This window comes from Vibrio sp. 10N.247.310.24 (assembly GCF_041467175.1).
GTDB classification, from domain to species: Bacteria; Pseudomonadota; Gammaproteobacteria; order Enterobacterales; family Vibrionaceae; genus Vibrio; species Vibrio tasmaniensis_A.
In genome coordinates this window covers 12,572-37,529 of the sequence record NZ_JBFSUD010000045.1, presented here as the reverse complement: position 1 = coordinate 37,529, position 24,958 = coordinate 12,572, and the positions used below count along the sequence as shown (strand labels likewise).

The following is a 24,958-nucleotide window of genomic DNA, read 5'->3' as shown; positions in this document are numbered from 1 at the left end:
TCAACACCAGTGACGTCAACACCAGTGACGTCAACACCAGTGACGTCAACACCAGTGACGTCAACACCAGCGACGTCAACACCAGTGGCGTCAGCGCCAGTTACACCACCATCAGTGGTCTCATCACCAGTCACCGTAGCTATAAATCCGGCACCGACACCAGTTAATGCAGTTATCTCCAACGGCCCGCAAGCGTACAAAATGGATGAGCTCGTAATACCTGATGGTTTCGATTATAACTCTGTAGATCAATTCGACCTCAATATTGATATCAGCCACATCTCAACCGATCGTTCGTTCGTATCCGTATATAGTCGATTTACCACAAGGACAGACTCAACTTACAAGCCTGATTATTCAAGTAAGGTCATTGGAGGCCCTTTAGACAACGGTGCATTTACGTCCAACTTTTCGGCGCCGCTAAGCGAAGATATTCTGTTAATTGAGATCTGGTTTTATGATGGTCAAGCGCCGCTGCAACAAGTCGTTGCAAGTGACGGATCACAAATCACTTGGTAAACGTAAAGGAATGAAAAGCGCTGAGTTCAGTTTAACAATAACTAAATTCAGTTGGAGTTAGACAGCAGTCTCGAAGTCGAAAGTCGAAAGTCGAATAACAATGCATAAAGGTGAGCAATGAGGCTCACCTTTTTATTTGGGCGCTATTTCAATTTTCAGTACTGGTTATGTTCACTTTATCGAAAGCCTGTCTTATCTTTTAAAGATGACTTTCAAAGGCTTACTTTATGAAACAGTTGAAAATAGGATTCGTTATATTATCGATTGGTATTGGGCTACTTTTATTTCTCACCTATTTCCCGATGACATCTTCTACCGGAGAACGCATTGAAGCCAGAGTCATCTCCAATACGCTCACTCAATCCCTAGACGGACATAGGCGCTACCTCACGGTTGAAACTCAAGACAACGAAATATTTCGCGTTTCCATTCCACCAACAACAGACTGCCCTCTTGATTCTGTGGTCGTGCTTGATACATTAAACAATCAAATAACCGGACAAAGCAGCTATCAATTCATCCACTGCCGGGCTGCGCCTTAGTCGCCGATATAACAACAAGAATGGATATAAGAAGAATGAATCAGCCACTCATTTCACCAGAACAACTTCAACAACGTTTGCTAGAAGAAGACAACATTGTAATCCTCGACGCCAGTATCGAATTTCAGATCCCAAGTGAGTCAGAAAAGATCAAAGGACAAATGATACCTAGTGCGATTCGTTTCGACTACGACAAAAACTTTTGTAACAAGCACACTCTACTCCCTCACATGTTCCCAACCGAAAAACACTTCAATACACGCGCACAAGAAATTGGTATCAATCAAGACAGTACGATAGTGGTTTACGATAACTCAGGAACTTTTGCCTCGCCTCGCGCATGGTGGATGTTTATTGCAATGGGACATAACAACGTATACATCTTAGATGGCGGTTTACCTGCTTGGATAAAAGCCGGTTACGTAACAGAGACTGACTATCGCACCGAAGTCAAAGCGGGCAATTTTGAAGGCCAAATTCAAGACAACCACTTTGTAAATGCTCAGCAAATCCAAAACTACTCCGATGACAAAAGTGCAAACATTCTGGATGCACGTTCTCAAGCTCGCTTCGATTCAGAAGTTCCAGAACCACGTGAAGGCTTACGTAGTGGCCACATCCCAAACTCAGTTTGCTTGCCGTTCGCACAAGTCTTAAATGCAGGTAAATTGAAACCTCAAGAAGAGTTAGTTGACATTTTCTCGACTCTAAACTTAACCCCCTCTCAACCTATGTTCTTTAGCTGTGGCTCTGGTGTGACGGCTTGCATCATTTTATTAGCCGCTAAACTGGCTGGTTATTCAAGTGATATGGGCGTTTACGATGGCTCATGGACTGAATGGGGCGCAAATGAAAAACTACCTATTGCCGTAACTAAAAAGTAATTCAGCTTCGCTTAATGATACTGTTAGAATATACTGCGCATGCATACGGAGCTTACTAAAGGTTATGGCTGAAGCCCATGACACTTAAGCATCTTATTGCTCAATCAGCTAGGCACTTATTAACTCAAGCGTTTAACACGGTTGTAACTTGAAGACGTAGTCACTTGAAGACACCTAGGTAGTGACAGAGTTAACACTACCTATGTGTAGAGCCATCCGGTTTCTAACAAAAACTGTGATTAATCATGAGTTAATTGTCAGCACGTTTATGAGTGTTAATATTTCATTCAAGAATCTCTGTTCGTAGCCGTTACACTATTTAATCATTGATATATTCATCTCTGATGTTTTATGCCTCGTTGTATTAATCACACTGGCGATATAAACGTTGTCACTTGCAGTCTGTTAAAAGTAGTCACCAACAAAAGGCATCTCATGGCTCTATTTAAGAAAAATATCTGGTCGCTGTACGCTCTGATCGTGCTGCTTACCCTGATACTTTTCAGCGCCTTTGGCATAACCAAGTGGCAATCAAACAGAGATGACTTTACCAAGCAACAACATATCCAAGTCGAGATCTTCTCTAGCTCAGTAAACTCTCTATTAACTAGCCAAGAAGCACTGCTTGAAGTGGTTGGGCATCAACTTGCTCAGCAGTCCGACTTTACCCGAACGGCTTCGATTCAAATTCGACCAATATTAGATAAACTGCTTGATAGTCATCCTGCAATAGCCGCTTTCGGGTTACTAAATCCTCAAGGGGATTACCTGTCAATCAGCTCAAACCTACAGCTGTCTGACCAATTTAACTTACTGGATCTCCTATACACCAAAGACTCATTTCTAGAGGCTGTATCTAGTAATAAAATGGTTTTGGGGCGCACTTATTTCCATGATTCTCTTAACAGCCTCGTGATCCCAATGAGAAAATCCATTTCTCTCGATGGCAAGAACGTTGATGCAGTCATGACCGCAGGTTTACGCTTAGACAGCACAATATTGTTTGAAAACAATGCGCACGCAGGCAATTACAACACGTTAACTCTACTTAGAACCGACAACTATCGTCAGTTTTTTTCTAGCGATATCGAGTCGCTAGACGCTTATTTAAAACCAGTTGATAACGATCTAATGGATCGCATTACCAAAAGCTTTTCTGAGCAAGTGACTGTCAGCGTCAAAGAAGCGAAAACAGGAAAATACACATATTCTTTCTGTATCGATGATAGCGCTTTCCCATCGCTCGTTAGCGCTAAATACATTCCAGGCTACAAGCTTTGGGTTGTCGGCCGTACAGACCTAGAACACGTTGATGGTATATTCGCAAAAGAATTCGGTACTCTTTTCTTTGTTTTTGTTGTTCTTCAGTTTGGTTTCTATTTTTTAGTAAAATCGATTGCGAAGAACGAGCAACGAACTCGCAGCCAATTGATTTACCAAGCCAATCACGATCCATTAACCTCTCTCCCCAACCGCTCCTATATGCGTAAAAACATTGGCAAGTGGATTGAAGATGAGTCAGAGCCATTCTCACTGCTGTTTATCGACATCGATAACTTCAAATGTGTTAATGATACCCATGGACATGACTTCGGAGACAAGGTGCTCAAACAAATTGCATTACGTTTGATGCGGTTTCGCTCCAGAGTCAGCCTATTGGTACGAGAATCCAGTGATGAGTTCTTGTTTTTAACAACGCTGAATAGTGAATCTGAAATTAAGCGACTATCAGAACGAATTATTGAAGTACTTTCTCAACCTTATGAAGTTGAAAGCGCTCAATTTTTGTTGAGTTGCAGTGTAGGTATTGCCCGCTTCCCAGACCACGGAAGAGATTTAGATAGCCTGTTACGCTCTGCCGATATTTCGATGTACAAAGCGAAACAGCAGCAAAACTCATACAGTATTTTTACGACTGAGATGCAAGACGCCCACCTCTACAAAATGAGAGTAGAACAAAGGCTTCGTATCGCTATCGATAAACAAGCTTTATTTATGGTTTTTCAACCATTGGTTCGTGCCGATGAAAGTACTCACGGTGTAGAAGCGCTTGTGCGTTGGGTAGATGATGAACTGGGTTTTGTCCCGCCAGACGTATTTGTTCCTATTGCTGAAAGTACAGGTTTAATGCAAAAACTCGGCACCTTTATTATTGAATCCAGCGTTATGCAGATCGCTCATTTACACCGAACGATAGAACAAAAGATCGGTCTTTCGATCAATATATCCGTACGTCAGTTTTCACATAAGTCGTTCTCAGAACACCTATTCGCTACGCTTGAGAAATATCAGTTCTCACCAAGCTGTTTAACGCTCGAGATTACTGAAAGCTTGTTCATTGAAGATGTGGCTATAGTGAAACCACTGTTTGAAGCCCTCAAAGAAAACGATATTAAGATCTCTCTAGATGACTTCGGTACGGGCTACTCGTCATTGAGCATGTTAAAAGCACTCCCTATCGACGAACTTAAGATTGATAAGAGTTTCATTGAAAACATAGCAGTCGATCAACAGTCACTAACAATGGTCCAGAACATCATCGCTATCGGTAAAAACTTCGGTATGGTGGTGCTGGCAGAAGGCGTAGAATCAAACGAACACTTCGCGATTCTAAAAGCATGTGGATGTGACTTAATGCAAGGTTACTACTTCTCTCGTCCTATTCCTTATGGTGAACTGTGCACGTACCTCTCTTCAATCCCTAAAATCACGAGTAAAGAGTCAAAACCTATTCTTTAGCGAGAGCAAAAGGGAGCCAAAACGGGCTCCCCTGGTTTATATTTTGCTAATCATCTAACTCAGCATGTTTCAACTGCTCATCCAAGTTAAGTACCGTCAAAGCATTACTTACGCTGGTTGCAATCACGTCTACTACGCCGGTTCTTAATGCACCTAACAGAGCTAATGGCTTACTGTTCTCGGCAGCAATGGCGATTACTTCAGCGATAGGACGGAACTCTTCCAAACCTAAGCCGATGACTCGGTCACTCATTACTGTGTTTGCCGCTTTACCATGCACGTCGAAAAAGTCATAACCCGCAAAGTCACCCACCACGCCTTGTAGTAAACGAGATTGAACGACCTCTCCCGCCGTAAACCAACCTAGGTCGACCATATAGCTGTTTTCACTCATGTCACCAATACCCACTAATGCAACATCTGCCTTACGAGCTAGATCGAGTGTTTGCTTAACAGTACTGTTTTCCATGAACGCGGATTTTTGTGCTTTGTTCTCTGCATAAGCAGGCGCATACAAGGTTTCAGAAGATCCACCGTATTTCTTGGCGAGTTGTCTACATATATGGTCGGCATTAAACATACCGCCTCTTGGGTGAATGCCGCCGATACCACATACGAATTTACAGTCACGTGGGGTAATTACGCCAGTATGGTGAGCAACCGACGATACGTTTCGACCTTGGCCAACCGTGACTACCATGCCGTTTTTTAGGGTGCTCGTTAAGTAGTTCGACACCAAGCCCGCAACCTGTAACCGCTGCTTCTCTTCATTCGGTTGGTCTAATGCAACCAGTGCACGCTTAACACCAAATCGTTCGATCAAACGTTGTTCGATCTTCGCGCTGAATACTGGGTGGTATTTCACGGTGATCTCGACAATCCCTTCATCGCGGGCTTGTTTGAGCATTCGACCAACCTTTGCACGAGAGATAGAGAATTTTTTAGAGATCTCTTCTTGAGTCGCACCATCTTGATAGTAGGCAACGGCGACTTCGGTTAGGAGATCAGTGTTTTCTTCGGAAACATCTTGGATATTGTTACTCATATACCACTCAACCAATATTTAACAATTATTTTACCTGCTGCACTTCCTAATAAAGGAGAGCTCAGTAAGTGATACACAAGCTTACACCCCGAACATATGTAACATCAAGGAGCATTTGCTCAGTATCATAACCATAGTTTTGGTGTTGATTAATTCACCTCACTTTGTTCGTTAAACGTTTGCTTGCATACCCCATGATTACTAGAGCGAAATATATTTGACTGAAGTCACCATACAGCACTATTTACCGTTGACTTTGGGGCTAGATCGGATAAATATGGCTACATCATTTACTCATCGAGCGATCAAATGTTCTGTGCAAATGTTCGTTCGAAGAAAAATTTAAATTAATGTAAGTTTGACTCACTGGTACAACCATGAGGAACTTCATTAGTTCGCTTGCAAATGCCCACACCTCTCCCATTAAAGGGGTGTTCTGCGATACATAGGATGATCAAAATGAGCAATAAATTAGAGCAACTTCGTAAACTAACAACTGTTGTAGCTGACACTGGCGATATCGAAGCTATCAGCAAGTACACTCCTGAAGATGCAACAACTAACCCATCTCTAATTCTTAAAGCCGCTCAAATTGCTGAGTACGCACCTCTAATCGATGCTTCTATCGAATACGCTAAAGCGCAAAGTGGCGACAAAGCACAACAAGTTCAAGACACTTGTGACATGCTTAACGTGAACATCGGTAAAGAAATCCTTAACGTTGTACCTGGCCGCATCTCTACTGAAGTAGATGCTCGTCTTTCTTACGACATGGAAGGCAGCGTTGCTAAAGCTCGTCAACTTATCAAAATGTACAACGACGCTGGCATCACTAACGACCGCATCCTTATCAAACTGGCTTCTACTTGGGAAGGCATCCGTGCTGCTGAAATCCTAGAGAAAGAAGGCATCAACTGTAACCTAACGCTTCTATTCTCTTTCGCTCAAGCTCGTGCTTGTGCTGAAGCTGGCGTATTCCTAATCTCTCCTTTCGTTGGTCGCATCATGGACTGGTACAAAGCGAAAGAAGGTCGTGATTTCGAAGCTTCAGAAGATCCAGGCGTAATCTCTGTTTCAGACATCTACAACTACTACAAAGAGCACGGTTACAAGACTGTTGTTATGGGCGCAAGCTTCCGTAACATCGGCGAGATCCTTGAACTTGCTGGCTGTGACCGTCTAACTATCGCTCCTCAACTTCTAGCTGACCTAGAAGCAGCTGAAGGCGAAGTAGTAGAGAAGCTAATCGACTCTAACGGTACTAAAGAGCGTCCTGCTGCAATGACTCACGCTGAGTTCCTATGGGATCACAACCAAGACCCAATGGCTGTAGAGAAGCTAGCTGAAGGCATCCGCAACTTCGCCGTAGACCAAGGCAAACTAGAAGACATGATCGCAGCTAAGCTGTAATCACTACCGAATAAATAAGAGGAACGAATTTCGTTCCTCTTTTACATCTATCCACGAATTTTTAATTTCGAATCAATTTTGGAAGCAATTATGAACCGCAAACATCTAGCTAACGCTATTCGTGCTCTAAGCATGGACGGCGTACAACAAGCAAACTCTGGTCACCCTGGCGCACCTATGGGTATGGCTGACATCGCTGAAGTACTTTGGCGCTCTCACCTAAACCACAACCCGTCAAACCCAGAATGGGCTGACCGCGACCGTTTTATCCTGTCTAACGGCCACGGCTCAATGCTGATCTACTCTCTGCTTCACCTAGCAGGTTACGAGCTTTCAATTGAAGATCTTAAGAACTTCCGTCAACTGCACTCTAAGACTCCAGGTCACCCAGAGTACGGCTACGCACCCGGTATCGAGACAACTACAGGTCCTCTAGGTCAAGGCATCACCAACGCTGTTGGTATGGCTATGGCAGAGAAAGCGCTAGCAGCACAGTTCAACAAAGAAGGCCACGACATCGTAGACCACTACACTTATGCATTCATGGGTGATGGCTGTCTGATGGAAGGTATATCTCACGAAGCATGCTCTCTAGCGGGTACGCTAGGTCTTGGTAAGCTGGTTGCTTTCTGGGATGACAACGGTATCTCTATTGATGGCGAAGTTGAAGGTTGGTTCTCTGACGATACTCCTAAGCGTTTCGAAGCTTACGGCTGGCACGTAATTCCAGCAGTTGATGGTCACGATGCTGACGCTATCAACGCGGCTATTGAAGCAGCTAAAGCGGATCCTCGTCCGACTCTAATTTGTACTAAAACAGTAATCGGCTTTGGTTCTCCAAACAAAGCAGGCACGCACGACTGTCACGGTGCACCATTAGGCGCTGACGAAATCGCAGCAACTCGTAAACAACTAGGTTGGGAGCACGGTCCTTTTGAAATTCCGTCGGAAGTTTACTCAGAGTGGGATGCGAAAGAAGCAGGCGCAGCTAAGGAAGCAGCGTGGAACGAGAAACTTGCAGCTTATGAAGCAGCATACCCTGAGCTGGCAGCTGAATTCAAACGCCGCGTAAACGGTGATCTTCCTGCTGAATGGGAAGAGAAAGCATCGGCAATCATCGCTGATCTTCAAGCTAACCCTGCAAACATCGCATCACGTAAAGCATCTCAAAATGCACTAGAAGCGTTCGGTGCTATGCTACCTGAATTCATGGGCGGCTCTGCTGACCTTGCGCCTTCTAACCTGACTATGTGGTCTGGTTCTAAGTCTCTTGAAGCAAATGACTTCTCTGGTAACTACATCCACTACGGTGTACGTGAATTCGGTATGACGGCTATCATGAACGGTATCGCTCTGCACGGTGGTTTCGTACCATACGGCGCAACGTTCCTAATGTTCATGGAATACGCTCGTAACGCGATGCGTATGGCTGCTCTGATGAAAACTCAGAACATCCAAGTTTACACGCATGACTCTATAGGTCTTGGCGAAGATGGTCCAACTCACCAACCAGTTGAGCAGATCGCGTCTCTACGTCTAACTCCAAACATGAGCACATGGCGCCCATGTGACCAAGTTGAGTCTGCTGTCGCTTGGAAACTGGCAATCGAACGCAAAGATGGCCCTTCTGCACTTATCTTCTCTCGTCAAAACCTTACACAACAAGATCGTGACGCTGAGCAAGTAGCAAACATCGCTAAGGGTGGTTACATCCTGAAAGATTGCGCTGGCAAGCCAGAGCTAATCATTATCGCAACTGGTTCTGAAGTTGAGCTAGCGGTTAGCGCTGCTGCTGAACTAACAGCTGAAGGCAAAGCGGTACGCGTAGTATCTATGCCTGCAACTGACGCGTTTGATAAGCAAGATGCTGAATACCGTGAGTCTGTACTTCCATCTGACGTTACAGCACGTATCGCTGTAGAAGCTGGCATCGCTGACTTCTGGTACAAGTACGTTGGTTTCGGTGGCAAGATCATCGGTATGACAACGTTCGGCGAATCTGCACCAGCAGGCGAACTATTCAAGATGTTTGGTTTCACTACAGAAAACGTAGTAAACACAGCGAAAGAGATTCTTGCTTAGTCTTGATTAAATTGCCTCGCCCTTAAATGGGGTGATGCATAATTAGTTCTACAATAACAAACGTATAAAGTGAAACTAAAAGGCCTGACTTCGATAGTCAGGCCTTGATCACCGCTTAACAGAAATGTCCAACGTTACAGGATCATTGCACATAGCTGGCTTTTTGTTTACCAGAATCTTAACTCTCTACTTATCACTCCACACTGCCATCTCGTTGCCACTTGGCTCTCTGAAATGGAAACGTCTGCCGCCGGGAAAACTGAATATCTCACGGTTTATCTCTCCACCAGCATCAGTCACATCACGCTTGGTTTGCTCAAGATCTTCGCTATAGAAAACCATCAACGCTGCGCCACTTTCAGCATTCGACGCCAGATCCGCTAAATAGAAGCCACCCATTAAGCCTTTACCTTCAAAAGCAGAATACTCAGGGCCATAGTCTTCGAAGCTCCAACCAAACACTTGGCTGAAAAACGCCTTAGTTGCGGCGATGTCTTTCGCAGCAAATTCAATGTAGTTAATAGAGCCGTGTTCCATAGCGGATTCCTTCTGCTTTATACGTTTGCCTTGTGATATTAAGGCAGGGCTTGAAGATCTAATCTTAGACAATTACGCCAAGTGACATCACTTTTTACGAACGACAGGGTAATCAGAGCCATGCAGTTCTTGCACAAAGCCAGAACCATCGCCACTGTGCGTGATCCATACTTTTTCTTTTGCTCGCGTCATTGCCACGTAAAACAAACGACGCTCTTCCGCATAAGGGAACACATCCGAAGATTCAGTCAACGCGCCATCAATGTGCAATTGTTTCTTCTTCGCGGGGAACTGTCCTTCATCAACGCAAAGAATAATCACGAAATCCGCTTCTTTACCCTTACTCGCGTGACAAGTCATGAAGCTGATATCAATTGAGTTATAGATCTTTTTCCAGTCTTCCAACAGCTCTGGTTTGTGGTAATGATTTCGCCCAAGCAACATAACTGATTTATTCGCTTTACCTTTTGCTTGCCTGTTTATCTGATCGAGGATCTTCTCAACTTCTTTGCTTGGCGCACTATAAACCGACTTATGCTTCTGTTGTTTGAAGCTGTTGAGCTCTTTTGGTAGTTGAATCGGGTTTTCCTGCACAAAGCGATTGGCAACCGAACCTAACTGATTGTTAAATCGATAAGTCGTATCTAGATGATGAATTGTCGAGCTCTCAAAACGATCTTTAAAGCCCGTCGTTAGATCAACATCTGCACCCGCGAACTGGTAAATTGACTGCCAGTCATCACCTACGGCAAAAATAGAAGCTTGGTGCTGCGCTTTCGATTGATTGCACAAGGCTTCAACCAAGGCTAAACGATCTGGTGAGATATCTTGATATTCATCGATCATGATGAACTTCCAAGGCGAAATGAATTTCCCCTTCTCGACATACTGTGTCGCTCGGCTGATCATGATTGAGAAGTCGATATGATTCTGTTCTTTCAATTCCTTTTGCCAAGCAGTTACGCATGGCCAACACAGTGAAAGCTCGCTATTGAGGCGCGTATAGTCACGGTGATCAATCAGTTGTTGCTGTACTTCTTTTTTCGTTAAACCCGATGCATTCAACTGTTCAAGTTGCTTTTCAAGCCAACCAATCAATTTAAGATTTGAAACATGACTACCTAGCTCATCATCACCGGTTAAATAAGCAATTGGCCATTTAGACAAGTGCTTTTGCCAACGTTTAAAGTTGGTCGGCGTCATCCAGTGCTTCTTCAACCAATCAATGCACCATGCTTGGCGTTGGTTGTCATCGAGTGCGAGCGGAGAAATAACCACGCGTTCGGGTTCAACTTGATTCAGTATCTTTAGACCCAACTGGTGGAAAGTACTGACTTGCACCTTCTCGGCTGCTATGCCAATTTTGCTGTTAAGGCGCTGCTTCATCTCTTCCGCGGCTTCACGACCAAAGGCGAGCAGTAACAACTCTTCAGCTTGAGCTTGGTGGCTTTGCAATAAATACGCGACGCGAGCGGTGAGAACACTGGTTTTACCTGAGCCTGCGCCCGCTAAAATAAGGTTGTGATCATCATTCATCAAGACCGCATATTGTTGCGATAAGTTCAGGGGTGACGACTCACATTGAGCAAACAATACTTCCCAGTTTTGTCTTTCTGTCTCTAACCACTGTTGATTCCTCTCGGCTTGCTTAATTTCCGTTTCAGACAACCATGGCTGCATTCGAGCGATGCGGTTTGGCATGCGCTGTGCCGCTTCCTCTAGAGTCATCGTCATATTTCCCAGACCTGCGTTGACCATGTCGACCCAAGTCTTCACTTTAGAATGCGGTAGGAAAGCAGGAAGTTGCTCAAGACGTGTCAATTCAGCTTCCCATTGAGGAACGTGCTCTGCCAACTGTTCACATTGTCTGTCATGCCACTTCTGATAAGCAGCAACCGATGCGCGCGCAAATTGACGACATTGTTCCCATGGAAGGCCTTGGACTAACCAGCTTCGCTGTTTGCCATCTTGTTGATTAGCAAAAAACTGCAACGATCCCCAAAACAATCCGCGCTTTATCGCGATCTTGCCACTCCAAATAGTGAAAGGGATACGTTCTTCACTGCCTACTGAAGATAACAGCAGGCGTGGACCATCAAGCTCAACTTGATGATATTCATTTTGAATAAAAAACTGTGCAGTCTTATTAGCGCTTAGCTGCATTGGAGCGTGCTCTTTAATTGGGAATATTGAATTTATATCATGATGCAGTGAGAATTAATAATGTCTCACTGCTTATCGACGCTTTCATGACCACCTAGGGGCAATTATGGATAAGTATCAAATTCTTGTGCTTGATTTCTGTTAGGATTATGGTTTTAGTGTGTCAAGTGAGCGACTGTGGACTTCTCAGCAAAACTACGCCTTTATTGGGCGAATAAAACCATAAATTACAGCGTATTAATTCTCATCACTCTGCTCGGTGTTGTAGTACCTGCTTGGTATTATGGTCAAAACACACTGATCACACCATTAATTTTAGGGGTTATTGCTGCGGCTCTTGCTGAAAGTGATGATAGCTTTACCGGACGTTTGAAAGCACTCACGCTAACCTTTATCTGTTTTGCCGTTGCAGCCTTCTCTATTGAAATTCTCTTCGACACCCCTTGGCTGTTCGCGATAGGGCTTTTCGTTTCAACCTTCTCTTTTATTATACTTGGGGCAATTGGTCCTAAATATGCCAGTATCGCATTTGGATCATTACTTGTGGCTATCTACGCCATGCTTGGGGCTCACGAGAGCACTAACCTTTGGTTTCAACCTCTATTACTGTTAACGGGCGCCGCTTGGTACTACTTCATGTCGATGATTTGGCAGATCGTATGGCCAATGCAACCAGTGCAGCAAAACCTAGCAACAGTATTCGATCAAATCGGCAATTACATCGACTCTAAAGCAGAGCTCTTCTATCCAGTTTCAGATTTGATTCCCCAACCACATCGCATTATTGAAGCCAAACTCAATGCTAGCACTGTTAACGCGCTCAACATGTGCAAAGCGACGCTACTCAACCGCTCTAAGCGCGGACACATTGACGGACCGAGTGACCGATTCCTAAACACCTACTTCATCGCGCAAGATATTCATGAACGCGTGAGCTCCAGCCACTACCGTTATCAAGAACTGGCAAAACACTTTGAGCGATCAGACGTTTTATTTCGATTCAAGTACCTGCTCGAAGCCCAAGCTAAAGCTTGTAAAGAAGTGGCAAGCTCATTGAAAGTCGGAGCTGAATACCAACATGGCGATAAGTCTGTATTAGCACTTGATGAGTTAATGTCTTCGCTTAACCATCTTAACCAACAGAACAAGCCCGAGTGGAAATCACTGCTCAACCAACTGGATTACTTATTCAATAACCTAGCTACCGTCGAAAAGCAGCTCTCGAATATCAGTAACCCGGATGCGGAAAAGTTGGAAGAAGACGTATTGGACGATACCAACCCTCATACTTTGACGGCAATGTGGCACAAGATCAAAGCCAACCTGAATACCGACTCGATGCTGTTTCGTCATGCAATTCGTATGGCAATCACATTGACGCTCGGCTACGGGATCATTCAAGGTTTTGAGATTGAAAGAGGTTATTGGATTTTGCTAACAACACTGTTTGTGTGCCAACCAAACTACAGTGCAACGCGACAAAAGCTGACGGCTCGTGTCATTGGCACCGTCGCAGGCTTGTTGATTGGAGTACCGTTGTTGACCTTTTTCCCATCTCAAGAGAGTCAGCTGGTATTCATTGTGGTCAGTGGCGTGATGTTCTTCGCTTTCCGTATCAATAACTACGGTTTCGCGACCGCCTTTATCACACTGCTTGTGCTCTTTTGCTTCAATCAATTAGGGGAAGGCTACGCAGTTGTATTGCCCAGACTAGCAGATACCTTCATTGGCAGCGCGCTCGCTGTTTTAGCGGTTAGCTATATCTTACCGGACTGGCAATCAAAACGACTTCACAAGGTGATGGCAGATGCGCTTGATTCCAATAAAGATTATCTCGCTCAGATCATTGGCCAATACCGTGTAGGCAAAAAAGACAGCCTTAGCTATCGTATTGCACGCCGCAGTGCACATAACAATGATGCAAATCTGACTGCCGCTGTTAGTAGCATGCTGGTTGAGCCGGGTAAGTATCGTACATCTGAAGATGAGAGCTTCCGATTCCTAACACTCAATCATGCACTACTCAGCTATATCTCTGCTCTGGGAGCTCATAGAACACGTATCGATGACGAAGCAACACACAAACTGGTACTGGACGCACACAGAGTAATACACGAGCATCTCGACGCTCTCAACGACCAGCTGTTTTGTCATCAAGAACAATGCGAAGTAAAAAACGCTTACGATCCTGAACTTGATAAGCGTTTAAGTGAATGGAGAGAAGAGGATGAGAGCTCTGTTAGAATGGTTCTACAACAGCTACATTTGATTTATCGAATGCTTCCAGAACTGCATACCTTAGCCACAAAATTTGCAGTTAAAGTTAAGATTGAAAAGCCGCTTGAAAAAGAAGTTTCAAGATGAAAAACAAAACAACAGTAAAAACAAAAAGATAACGAAACTGCTCATTTTTTGAACACTCCGTGTGTTTATACATTGCTCTACCAAAAGGCTCATCTAGGTAGAGCAACCACTTGCCTACCCTTTATCTACAAGGGCCGTTCAAATCTTACACGCATGTAAACTTGCTGACTTTGATTGACTCATCCATAACTTTGCCTAACATTCCTCGGACAAAAAACAACCAAAGGGATCTATAGTTGTCTTAGTTTTAGGAAACTTCAAACTTCATTTAATATTCACTTAATCTTGTTTGATTTATTGAATCAGTAAGCTATGCTCTATTGAGCATATGGATTTGAACTAAGGTCTCATTATGAATACACAGCAATTTGAAGCATTTAAGCAGAAAATACAGCTCCTTAACCCGCAGCAATTGAAAGCACTTCAAGGTGAAATAGACGAAAACCTTGAAACAGATCAACCTTCTCTTTTGACAGATGAAGAGTTAAACGTACTGAATGAGTTGTTCAATTAATAGACTAATGTCACTATTTTAGCTTAAATCCACCTGATCTTAGTAATTTGTAGCCGTTCTCCATTGCACTCAAAATATCGTCCGCCTAGACTCATTTCATACGTCAATAAAAGGTTCTGCTATGTCGATATCTGGTATTCAATCTGGTTACGCCATCATTCAGCAGTCAACCAACATGGCTGAAGAAGCCGCTATCGAGCTTAACCAAAACTCCAAACACTCTCCAAAAACCAACGACACTTTCCAAACTAGCGATTTGAGCTTCAATCAAATAGAACCTGAACAACCCATTTCGTTTAAAGAGAAAGAGCCTGAACCAGCTTCTTCCTCTACTGAAGCGTTATTAAAGCTGACACAGAGCGCAAATTACAACCGTGTTGGTGCGAGTGTGGTTGATCGTCAAAACGAAGCCATTGGTAGCCTTCTCGATATCCATATCTGATTCGAGCTACTATTTATCGATTTGATGGTTACCCTCTTTTTGACTAACAAATGGCTCTAAATCCATACAAACTGTAACTCATTATATCAGGCACTTGTTTCTGGTTTATTACTCGGTAGAATCAGCGCAAATCAATTTTGCTGCACAAACTTTACTTCATACTATTTATGCCAAAACTAAATCTGCATCGCCGTGACTATGTTTCTATTTTAGGAGGCGACATCTCCGCAGACGAATTAGAAAAGAAGCTCCAGCCTCATTTTGATAAGCCAGTGAATAAACTGACTCCGAGCCCTTACCTGACTGAAAAAAACCTTACACGTCGCTGGGCGGCTCTCGATAATGCAGACTCGCAGCAAGAACTGCTCGACCCTCATACTCAAAGCCAGATTCAGGCTTATGAGAAAAACATAGAGCACTTTATTGGCACGGTAAAAGTCCCTGTTGGTATATCTGGCCCTTTAAGAGTCAATGGCCTGTTTGCTAAAGGCGACTACCTAGTCCCACTTGCAACCACTGAAGCGGCGCTTGTCGCGTCGTATAACCGTGGTTCAAAGCTGATCACAGCTTGTGGTGGTGCAAGTGCAATGTTGCTCAATGAAGGCGTAACACGCACTCCTGGTTTCGCATTCCAAGGATTAGTTGAAGCAGGACAGTTTGTGGCATGGGCAGTGACCCAGTATGACCAATTTAAAACCTTAGCTGAATCAACAACGTCGCACGGCAAACTTACCGACATCAATATCAACATCGAAGGTAACCATGTTTACTTGGTGTTTGAATTTCTAACCGGAGACGCTTCTGGTCAGAATATGGTAACTATCGCGACCAACGCTGTATTTGAGTACATCATAGAAAATACGCCGGTTAAGCCCGATCATGCTTTCCTTGATGGCAACTTATCAGGCGATAAGAAAGCCAATACACAAACCTTGCGCAGCGTTCGTGGTAAAAAAGTCACAGCCGAGGTCAATATCTCTGCTGAACTTGTCGCTAAGTACCTCCACACCACACCAGAGAAGATGGTGCAGTTCGGACAAATGACCACAGTCGGTGGCGCTCTAAGCGGTACGATTGGTATCAATGCTCATTATGCCAATGCACTTGCTGCACTCTACATTGCTTGCGGTCAAGACGCGGCGTGTGTTGCTGAGTCTGCGATTGGTATGACTCGTATGGAGCTCAACAAAGAAGGTGGTTTGTACGCGAGTGTAACGCTGCCTAACTTGATGTTAGGAACAGTCGGTGGCGGTACTGGCCTACCAAGCCAAAAAGCGTGTCTCGATTTACTAGGGCTACACGGCAACGGTAAATCACAAGCCTTAGCTGAGGTTTGTGCGGCTTTATGTTTGGCGGGTGAGCTATCGATTGTAGGCGCATTCTGTGCGGGTCACTTTTCGCGCGCTCATCACAAGTTAGCGCGCTAGTTTCTGTTATAAAACCTTAAACCGACCGTTGTCACGCATTGAGTGAGTTGTGTATGGATTACTTACATTTATCGCGAGTGAGCCTTAAACACCTCACTGCGCTTCATATTATGCTGAACACCCACAGCGTCACTCAAACGTCAGAGCAACTCTTTGTCAGCCCTTCGAGTGTGAGTAAGACATTGTCTCAGCTGCGTGACATCCTTAATGACGAACTTTTCTATCGAGACGGCACCAAGCTGATCCCGACTCCCTTTGCCCTGAAAATAGCGCCCACTGTTCACGCGATTCTTTCCAGCATGAACGGGTTACTTCACCAAAAGAGTTTTACTCCTCAGGAGTATCAAGGCAGCTTTTCACTTTCGATGCGTGAAAGTACCTTCGAAGTGTTTGCCTCGAAGATCAGCAAAATCACCACTGAACTTGCACCAAAAGCCAAACTTAATATCTATTCGAAACAAGAACTTGGATTCGATGCTTTGCTCAGTGGTAAGGTCAACTTGATCCTGTTGCCACACGATATCTCTCAACCCCCAACGGATAATAAAGAGCTGGTGTGGGAAACGATTCTTCCTGATGAAATGGTTTGTTTGATGGGTGCACACCACCCTCTCGCTCAGCAAGAACTAACGGTTGAAGGCTATTTAGATTACAAACACATTGGAATCTTAGATAACGAACTGTCTAAGCCTTACTTTGAGCAAAACTTAGTGCAATGTCATAAGCCTAGAGATATGGCGATATCGGTAGCGGACTTTGGCGCGGCTGCGGTGCTATGTCACCACACACCTTTCTTGTTCACTTGCTCAAAACAATGGGCTGAGCATGCCAAACAAGCACAAGGTTTGGTAAGTAAGCCGCTTCCTTTTGATTACGGAAAAGTAGCGTATAGTTTGGTATGGAACAAGCCAAACATGAATGATCAGGCGATCAAATGGTTGTGTGACTTGTTTTTAGAAGCCTAGACCTTTGTTAGAAGCAGATTGAACTAACAAGACTGGTTTTATAAAGACTGAAATTTGATAAGAGACTAAGTATATACCTCAGGGGTTTGCATTGCTCTTTGAACAATTGAGTAGAGCTTATCGTGAAAGCTCTGCATTTGTTGTTCGGTGCATTTAGGCCACTCTAAAGCTTCGCCAATTACCCCATGATGTTGAAACGCATTTAACCGAATTCGAACATCACTTGGCAAACCCTTCAAGTAATACCCGACCTGCTCTACCTCGATATCTAGGTCACTTTTATTAGGAATATGCAGTAACCGAACTTCATGTAATTTGCCTTTATCAGCTAAGTAGTTAATGGTTTCAAACACTCGATGGTTCCCTCTACCCACTAACCATTGATGCGTTTCAGATTGCCATGATTTTAGGTCGATCATCGCACCATCAAGGTAAGGTAATACCTTATCCCAACCTTGCTGTGTCAACGAGCCATTACTATCAATAAAACACGTTAAGTGTGCCAATTGCGGATCGCTTTTGATCGCCTGAAATAGCTCGATGATAAACGGCAATTGCATGGTCGCCTCGCCACCCGAAACGGTAATACCGCTCAGGAAGAATTGATTGTGCCTAACCAGTTCAAGCACATCTGATACCGTCATCGTGGTGATTTTGGGGCTAGACTTATGATCACAGATATCGACGCACTGATCGCAGTTGGTACACGCTAACGGATCCCACTTCACTTTGCCTTCAATAAGACTCAGAGCACTGCTCGGGCAGCCACTCACGCAGTCTCCACAATGGTTACAGTGATTGATGGTGTGTGGATTATGACAAGTGATGCAATCGAAATTACACCCCTGTAGGAACAGCACCAAGCGATTTCCTGGTCCATCAACACAAGAAAAGGTCAGCACACGGCTGACCTTCGCTTGTTTTTCTGTCTTATTATTTTTAACCCTAGCCATTTGAGTTGTTAGATCAGAAATTTTCATAATTCACATTGTTCGTATTCGAGAAACACATAACATGCGTACGTTAAAGCTATTCGTATGTCGGCGACATCTCTAAGCTCGCTACGCGTGGTTTACGCTCTAGTATGCCCGTATTTTTTGCAGCTTCAGCACCAAGGAAAGTGGTATTGGTGCGTGAACCTTGCTCGTCATATTTGGCAATGTCAGACAGCTTAATCATATAACCTGTCACACGAACCAAATCGTTCGATGCTACGTTAGCGGTGAACTCACGGTAACCCGCTTGAATCGCCCCTTTGCACAGGTTGAACATCGCTTCTGGATTGGACTTCACCGTTTCGTCGATGGTCAGAATGTCGCTGATACCCGACGTGTAGAACTTGTGGTGACCAGCCGTCGCACGTACGTAAGACACTGGATCCGGTTCTGTTCCATAAGGGATGCGTACACCCGGCGTCACATCTTCATCTAGGCTGATACCACCTTGAGCGTGTAACAGAGCCTTACCTTCCAGCCCATATTTCACTTCCGAGCTTTCAACGATTTCAGCCAACTTTTCGGAAATACGATGACCGAGCTGGTTTGCCGACTCATCGCGACCATAGCGCCCTGCTTTGCCTTCTTTTTCCATTAAGATGTTGACCGCTTCTGCCATACCATAAATACCAAACATTGGCGCAAAGCGATCTTCTTCAATCAAGCCTTCTTTGGTTAAGAAGCCTTCAAAGAAGTTAGACTCTTCATGTAAGAAGCGACTACGTGCATTCATCAATTCGATCATGATGCTGCTGTAGTTAGGTAGTACTTGCTGTAAGAAGTCTACGCTGTCTTCAGATTTCAGAGCCACTTGCTTGAGGTTCATACGTACTAGCGTGTTTGAACCACCCGCCAGAGGCAAAGAGTTGTAGCAACTCACGATGCCAAAACGCTTATCTCCGTACGCAGCGGCGTGTGCAGGATAATTGGCAATGTGCGGCTTGCTGCATTCACAGATATTGCTCGCAGCATGACGAAGCAGGTCATCAGATGTGACTGCAGGGTCGTACATAAAGGTTAAGTTAGGTGCGATCTGCTTGAGTTCAGCATCCACACGTAAAATAGTGCGACATACAATGTTGTCACTAGGGCCAATATTAACGTGCATGAAGGCATCTGGCAGCGTGCGATCCAGCATGATCCAGAACAGCTTCAGCTTTTGGTATACCTGCTCATCCGTCAAACCGCCAACAAAAGGCATCAACACATCGTCCAACTGGCCTAAGTAAACCGGAATTGAAGTCACTGATGGAACGTGATGATAAAGGATGGTGAGCATGTTCAATGCTTCGTCGAAATTAGTAGCCGCGCTAAGCTCTAAATACTTGGAGCCTTGATGTAAGTATTTAGAATAATCAGGAAGCACATAGCGCGGCTTAAATGGGGCGTGACCTTCAAACATGTCACACAGCACACCTTGTTGTAAGGCTTGCTCTACTTCATTGCTTACCGGCATATACGGCAGACTGGCTTCAGCTTCTAAGGCAAGATAGCTCGACTTCTGTTTTGGGGACAGGTTGGCATCTGAAATGATATTGCTAAAGCATTGTTGTTGTTCTGAAAGTGTTGAAGAAGTAGATGACGCAGATTGGTGGCTCATGATTAAACCCTTAATATTCTTATGGGCTTATTTTATATCTCACACTTACATTTCCACTAATGAAATGTATGCAAGCCTACATTTCCAAAATGGAAAACACCATTTGTAACTTAGTAATTTATGAATAGATAGCTTATAAATTTTGTGAATAGACAGTTTTTAAATTGGCCATTTGCCAATTAACGATGGTTGTTTATCGATGATTGTCGTTGGGGAAGGGAAAGAATGAGCAGAAGAGATTAGGCCGCTTAATTGAACCGTTTAGTTTAAAACGCAAGTGCGTATAAATAGAAAACCCACATAACGGATCCAAAGATCGTTGATGTGGGTTTAGTCAATTAAGCGTGAGTGCAGTTATCTGGAGTTATCTATACGTCAACTCCAGATACGTCAACTACAGACAAGTAACCTATAGGTGAGGAACCACTTGTTTACGGCCTACACCCATCAGAACCTTCAAAGTACCTTGTGGGGTGTCGATTGAAAACGGTGTTGAGACTTCAACAATCGAAAAACCTGCTGCGCTCAATACATTCTGGGAGCGCTGTTCGCTGACCCCAAAATCTTCGCTGTCGTTTTCTAAGTACCAATCCCAGTGTACAAAAACCCCATCGTTTTCTAACAGAGTATAAATAAGGCTGACCGTATCTTGTAGGTTCGGAATAAAGCCACATACCGAAGAGGCTACCACTAAGTCAAACTGATTTCTGAATGCTGGGTGTTGGGCTGCAAGTCCGCGCGATAAGATATCAACGACGGGCTCTACATTAGACAGCTCTTTTTTATCTAACTCTTCAATCATCCCTTCTGAGATATCGAGAGCGATGATCTCTTTTGCAAAAGGAGATATTTTCTGGCTGAGTAATCCTGTACCACAACCAAAATCAAGGACACGGGTTCCGTTCAAATCAACGATCTGTGTTAACTGGTCAAATGCGGACTGTGCGAATACAGCAGTAGCGGGGTCGTTATCCCAATCAGGTGCGTACTCGTCCCATTGTTTCGCCATCATGGCCTCCATCTTTACTTCTTGTAGGTTCGGAACGCCCCCAGAATAAACCAAATTAGTCAATTCGTCATAGAGTTATCATGCAAAGATGGACTATTTCTAAGATAGTCAGCACAATATTCAGATAATATGCACCGCCACCCGCTCAATATGGAAATGAAATGAACCTTTCTCAAGTCCAAGCCTTTTGTTCTGTTGCTGATTTAGGATCCGTCTCTGAAGCTGCTCGACAGCTTGAATGCAACCGAACCAAACTGAGCATGTCGATCAAAGCCTTGGAAAAAGAGTTAGATGTCGAACTGTTTGTTCGCAGCGGTAACCATGTCGAACTGTCTGAAGCAGGCAAAGCCATCTACAAAGATTGCGAAGGCATGTTGGTAACGGCAGCACGCATTAAGCAAACCTGCTTACATGTTTCGGGTGAATTCAACGCCGAGATTTGGATCGCACGCGACGATTCCCTTCCCGATGAAATGTGGCAAAGTTTGTCGCACGCCCTAAACAACAAATACCCTTCCACTTCTTTCAACTTCGTTCTCGCGTCTAGTGGCGACTTGGCTAATCTTGTCGAAACTCAGCAAGTTGATTTTGCGTTTGGTGTCGATTACGAGCGTGTCGACGACCCAAGAATTATCTACAACCCACTCGGCAAGATCCGAATGATGTCGGTATGTAAGAAAGGGCATGATTTGAGTGCGATGCGAAGAGTGTCGGATGAAGTACTAAGAAATTCGATGCAAGCGACCATGGTTTATCTCAATGAAAAAGATAACCCTGAGCTTGAGCCCTTCTCTCGCCGATACATTGGTTTTTCTAGCTTCGATTTTATGTTGGATACGATTCTAAGAGAAGATGCATGGGGCGTAATGCCTGAGCCATTAATACGCCATTTATTGCGTGAACAAGAACTGGCAGTGATCAAGCACACATATGGCCTGACTCAAGAAGACTACTGTATGTTTACCGCGGCAGGTATGGCAGAACACCCAGGTATGAATTGGTTAGCGGATCAGATCAGCGATTACTTGTTTGATTTCTAAAGTGTCAGATAATGTTCTATCTCGACACTTAAAATCGTCTAACAAATAGAAAGCCCTCTCTTTAGAAGACCATCACGTGATCCACTAAATAACGTCCGTCTTCTTCAACTAACACCATTTCTGCCACAAATTCGCCTTTCGCAATGGTATACGCTTGCTTCCAAACAAAGGCGATGGAATCGGAGCGTCTGAATAGCGCCACAGGCTCACGTTCAGCAAAAAAGCCATTACTGTGCTGATAATGATGACACACCTTTTCCAGATACTCAGGCGTCACAATATCCTTCATGCGCTGCGTAAAGTCTCGGCAGTGTTGAGCATGGTCAACCTTGGTTGAACCGTCCATCAAATTGTCCATGATCGGGTTAGCAATCGCCCACAACTCGCTATCGTTGAGATCATCAAATTTCATCTTCATCCATTCCTTTGAAACTGCAGCCAAATAACACAATTCGATAAAACGCTTGCAACCAATCGGTTTTATTAATCATAAGCGATCTTATTTTACTTGCACACCATCTCTAGAAAACAGTCATCGTCAACTTTACTGACACCCGAGTCTATCACTAAGCTATTGAATTATAATAACTTGAGTATAAAACGAGTTACCGACATATAAACGTCATCAGATAAAGTTTGTAAAGCTAGCTCAATATTAGAACAATGAAGTTATCAAAAACATCTGGAAAATATTATGTGTGACAGGAAAAGCCAAAACGAAAACCGAGTACTATTGTTCTCAGCCCTTTTAGCATCAGGCTTCGCGATTGGCGGATTGGTGTTGGGTCTTCTCGTTGGCTCTCTAGTCATAGTATTTGACGGTGTCTATTCTCTTATCAGTTTACTGTTAACTTTATTGTCACTAGCTGCTTCGAAATACATTAATCGCCCATCAGACAGGGAGTTCCCGTTCGGTCGAGCAATCATTGAGCCAATCGTAATCGCCATTAAAGCGATTGTGATTCTGCTTGTGGTCGGTTATTCGCTTTACTCTGCGATTGGTGCTCTGATGACAGGTGGTCGTGAAGTTGATGCTTCTATCGCAACTCTGTTTGGTATTTTCAACGTATTGGGTTGTGGTTACGCTTGGTGGTACATCGCTAACAAGAGCAAACGTATTTCTTCGGGTTTGATTCAAGCTGAGTCTAAACAGTGGCAAATGGATACGCTGTTGAGTGTGGCAGTTACGGCAGGTTTCGTTGTTGCTTGGTTGGTGGCTTACTCTCCGTTTGCTGAATACGCGGTATATGCCGATCCAATGATGATGTTGCTGATGTCTTTCTACTTCATCAAAGTGCCGTTCGACATGTTGCGTGAAGCAATGCGTGAACTGCTAATGATGTCGGCAACCAAAGATATTTGTGACGCGGTAGATAAGAATGTTGTCGCTGTGGACAAAGATGCGGACCAAGATTTGGAGCTAATGGGTGTGACTAAGGTTGGTCCTGAATTAAGAATCAATGTTGATATTCATACCAACGACCAACAAGCGATTGCGGTCGATGATATTGAACGTACGCGCCGCCAACTTAAGCGACGCCTATCTAAGATGCCTTATGAGCTTCAATTGAACCTCAATATCGCGAGCTAAGAGCATTCTCTCTTAAGTTCAAGACTGAACCTCTTCAGAAGCCGACGCGTTAACCGTCGTCTTTTTGTCTCTGGTTACCCACCAGAAAGCCAGTGAACCAACAGTTACCATACATACGCCCTGCCAAAACGTCATGGTCAATGACAAGCCCAAAATCATCGAGGAAAGTAACGTCGCGAAGATTGGCGTAAAGTAAGACATGGTTGCAAGAAACACCATATTCCCCCCCAGAATCGCTGTGTTCCAAAGCGCGTAACCAGCCCCCATACATGCCCCAGCAAGCACTAAGTCAATCGCAGCACTTGAAGTCATCACCATGCCGGTTTCATCACTCAATGCGTATTTGATCCACAAAGTAATCGCCGTAGCGATAAAGAAAAGCACAATCGCATTCTGTCCTTTAGCAACGCGTTGGGTGTAATTGCAATATACCGCCCAAATAATCACGCCGAAGAATGCCATCGAATAGGTTTTAGGGTTGGTTGCAATATTAGCCGCGATTTGATCGACAGAAAGCCCCTGATCGCCGCTGATACTCCAAGCCACGCCAAAAAACGCTAAGACGATACTTGGATAAACCAACCAGTTTATCTTTTTGTCACTCAACAGCACCGCAAACAACACCGTTAGTGCAGGCCATAGGTAGTTGATAACGGCCATTTCTAAGGCTTGATGTCGGCTATTTGCCATTCCTAAAGCCAGAGCCAAGAAGATTTCGTAGCAAACGAATAAGGCACCACCGATCATCAAATACGATTTAGAGAAGCGCGACAGCTTAGGTAACCCCATAACACAGACTAACAACAGTGAGCTCACTGTATAAAGACTGGCAGCACCACCAATTGGGCCCAGTTGTTCTGACACACTACGAGACAATGCAATTAAGCAGCTCCATAGTAAAATGGCAGCAATGCCGTAGCAGCTATGGCGATGAGATTTCAGCACGCCTCTTCCTTCTTTTTATTGTAATTAGGTAATCAAAGCGAGCTTAAGCAAAGGTAGGCTTAAACACCACTATCGATAAGTTGCAGTAAGTAAAAATAAGTAGCCGAGCACATAACTGTACTCGGCTATCAATCATTTACTCAAA

The 24,958-nt window shown here is 44.2% G+C and carries 20 protein-coding genes and 1 pseudogene; 13 read left to right on the top strand and 8 right to left on the bottom strand.

What is annotated here, in order from left to right; all coding sequences use genetic code 11:
• From AB6E08_RS14675 to AB6E08_RS14660, 4 genes and pseudogenes are all read left to right on the top strand, one after another.
• Positions 1 to 519 (top strand): annotated as a pseudogene (locus AB6E08_RS14675) (hypothetical protein); the annotation flags it as partial.
• A gap of 227 nt (positions 520 to 746) precedes the next feature.
• Positions 747 to 1,061: a hypothetical protein gene (locus tag AB6E08_RS14670; protein ID WP_012600429.1), complete on the top strand. Its 315-nt coding sequence runs from the start codon at positions 747 to 749 to the stop codon at positions 1,059 to 1,061.
• Positions 1,062 to 1,096: 35 nt separating this feature from the next.
• A complete protein-coding gene (locus tag AB6E08_RS14665) occupies positions 1,097 to 1,945 on the top strand; it encodes a sulfurtransferase (protein WP_372066756.1) in 849 nt (282 codons plus the stop codon).
• Positions 1,946 to 2,380: 435 nt separating this feature from the next.
• A complete protein-coding gene (locus AB6E08_RS14660; protein WP_372066758.1) occupies positions 2,381 to 4,684 on the top strand; it encodes a putative bifunctional diguanylate cyclase/phosphodiesterase in 2,304 nt (767 codons plus the stop codon).
• 46 nt (positions 4,685 to 4,730) lie between these two features.
• Here AB6E08_RS14660 and AB6E08_RS14655 read toward each other — a convergent pair whose 3' ends face one another.
• Entirely contained in the window at positions 4,731 to 5,729 is a 999-nt protein-coding gene (locus AB6E08_RS14655) for a sugar-binding transcriptional regulator (protein ID WP_122046271.1), read from the bottom strand.
• A gap of 459 nt (positions 5,730 to 6,188) precedes the next feature.
• On the opposite strand from AB6E08_RS14655, the gene tal reads away from it, so the two are divergent.
• Together tal and tkt are read left to right on the top strand one after the other, a co-directional pair.
• Positions 6,189 to 7,139 (top strand): transaldolase, encoded by a 951-nt coding sequence (gene tal / locus AB6E08_RS14650; RefSeq protein ID WP_029223051.1) that lies wholly within the window; start codon positions 6,189 to 6,191, stop codon positions 7,137 to 7,139.
• Between the two features lie 90 nt (positions 7,140 to 7,229).
• Entirely contained in the window at positions 7,230 to 9,221 is a 1,992-nt protein-coding gene (gene tkt / locus AB6E08_RS14645) for a transketolase (RefSeq protein ID WP_029225583.1), read from the top strand.
• Positions 9,222 to 9,407: 186 nt separating this feature from the next.
• Here tkt and AB6E08_RS14640 read toward each other — a convergent pair whose 3' ends face one another.
• Together AB6E08_RS14640 and helD are read right to left on the bottom strand one after the other, a co-directional pair.
• The gene (locus AB6E08_RS14640; RefSeq protein ID WP_017101716.1) at positions 9,408 to 9,758 is read right to left on the bottom strand and encodes a VOC family protein; all 351 of its coding nucleotides are present in this window, start codon (positions 9,756 to 9,758) and stop codon (positions 9,408 to 9,410) included.
• An 87-nt stretch (positions 9,759 to 9,845) separates the two neighbouring features.
• Positions 9,846 to 11,921 (bottom strand): DNA helicase IV, encoded by a 2,076-nt coding sequence (gene helD / locus AB6E08_RS14635; protein WP_017101717.1) that lies wholly within the window; start codon positions 11,919 to 11,921, stop codon positions 9,846 to 9,848.
• Between the two features lie 177 nt (positions 11,922 to 12,098).
• Between helD and yccS the strand changes: the two genes are divergently transcribed.
• The 5 genes from yccS to AB6E08_RS14610 all read left to right on the top strand — a co-directional run bounded on the left by yccS (position 12,099) and on the right by AB6E08_RS14610 (position 17,633).
• Positions 12,099 to 14,285: a YccS family putative transporter gene (gene yccS / locus AB6E08_RS14630; protein WP_372066763.1), complete on the top strand. Its 2,187-nt coding sequence runs from the start codon at positions 12,099 to 12,101 to the stop codon at positions 14,283 to 14,285.
• Positions 14,286 to 14,637: 352 nt separating this feature from the next.
• The gene (locus AB6E08_RS14625; protein WP_009845576.1) at positions 14,638 to 14,799 is read left to right on the top strand and encodes a hypothetical protein; all 162 of its coding nucleotides are present in this window, start codon (positions 14,638 to 14,640) and stop codon (positions 14,797 to 14,799) included.
• A 121-nt stretch (positions 14,800 to 14,920) separates the two neighbouring features.
• Positions 14,921 to 15,241 carry a hypothetical protein gene (locus AB6E08_RS14620; RefSeq protein WP_009845577.1) on the top strand — a complete coding sequence of 107 codons (321 nt, stop codon included), beginning with the start codon at positions 14,921 to 14,923 and terminating at the stop codon, positions 15,239 to 15,241.
• A 167-nt stretch (positions 15,242 to 15,408) separates the two neighbouring features.
• Positions 15,409 to 16,668, top strand: a complete 1,260-nt coding sequence (locus tag AB6E08_RS14615; RefSeq protein ID WP_029223050.1) for a hydroxymethylglutaryl-CoA reductase — start codon at positions 15,409 to 15,411, stop codon at positions 16,666 to 16,668.
• A gap of 53 nt (positions 16,669 to 16,721) precedes the next feature.
• Entirely contained in the window at positions 16,722 to 17,633 is a 912-nt protein-coding gene (locus AB6E08_RS14610; protein WP_009845579.1) for a LysR family transcriptional regulator, read from the top strand.
• Between the two features lie 65 nt (positions 17,634 to 17,698).
• On the opposite strand, the gene AB6E08_RS14605 is transcribed toward AB6E08_RS14610, so the two are convergent.
• From AB6E08_RS14605 to AB6E08_RS14595, 3 genes are all read right to left on the bottom strand, one after another.
• A complete protein-coding gene (locus AB6E08_RS14605) occupies positions 17,699 to 18,613 on the bottom strand; it encodes a YjjW family glycine radical enzyme activase (RefSeq protein WP_371708305.1) in 915 nt (304 codons plus the stop codon).
• 49 nt (positions 18,614 to 18,662) lie between these two features.
• Positions 18,663 to 20,228 carry a YjjI family glycine radical enzyme gene (locus tag AB6E08_RS14600; RefSeq protein WP_371708306.1) on the bottom strand — a complete coding sequence of 522 codons (1,566 nt, stop codon included), beginning with the start codon at positions 20,226 to 20,228 and terminating at the stop codon, positions 18,663 to 18,665.
• Between the two features lie 409 nt (positions 20,229 to 20,637).
• Positions 20,638 to 21,237, bottom strand: a complete 600-nt coding sequence (locus AB6E08_RS14595; protein ID WP_371708307.1) for a class I SAM-dependent methyltransferase — start codon at positions 21,235 to 21,237, stop codon at positions 20,638 to 20,640.
• Between the two features lie 161 nt (positions 21,238 to 21,398).
• Between AB6E08_RS14595 and AB6E08_RS14590 the strand changes: the two genes are divergently transcribed.
• A complete protein-coding gene (locus tag AB6E08_RS14590; protein WP_009845583.1) occupies positions 21,399 to 22,277 on the top strand; it encodes a LysR family transcriptional regulator in 879 nt (292 codons plus the stop codon).
• 61 nt (positions 22,278 to 22,338) lie between these two features.
• Here AB6E08_RS14590 and AB6E08_RS14585 read toward each other — a convergent pair whose 3' ends face one another.
• On the bottom strand, positions 22,339 to 22,689 hold the full coding sequence (locus tag AB6E08_RS14585) for a hypothetical protein (protein WP_009845584.1): 351 nt from the start codon (positions 22,687 to 22,689) through the stop codon (positions 22,339 to 22,341).
• A gap of 282 nt (positions 22,690 to 22,971) precedes the next feature.
• Between AB6E08_RS14585 and AB6E08_RS14580 the strand changes: the two genes are divergently transcribed.
• A complete protein-coding gene (locus AB6E08_RS14580) occupies positions 22,972 to 23,868 on the top strand; it encodes a cation diffusion facilitator family transporter (protein WP_065105429.1) in 897 nt (298 codons plus the stop codon).
• Positions 23,869 to 23,886: 18 nt separating this feature from the next.
• Here AB6E08_RS14580 and yddG read toward each other — a convergent pair whose 3' ends face one another.
• A complete protein-coding gene (gene yddG / locus AB6E08_RS14575; protein ID WP_372066769.1) occupies positions 23,887 to 24,813 on the bottom strand; it encodes an aromatic amino acid DMT transporter YddG in 927 nt (308 codons plus the stop codon).
• Positions 24,814 to 24,958 lie beyond the last annotated feature (145 nt).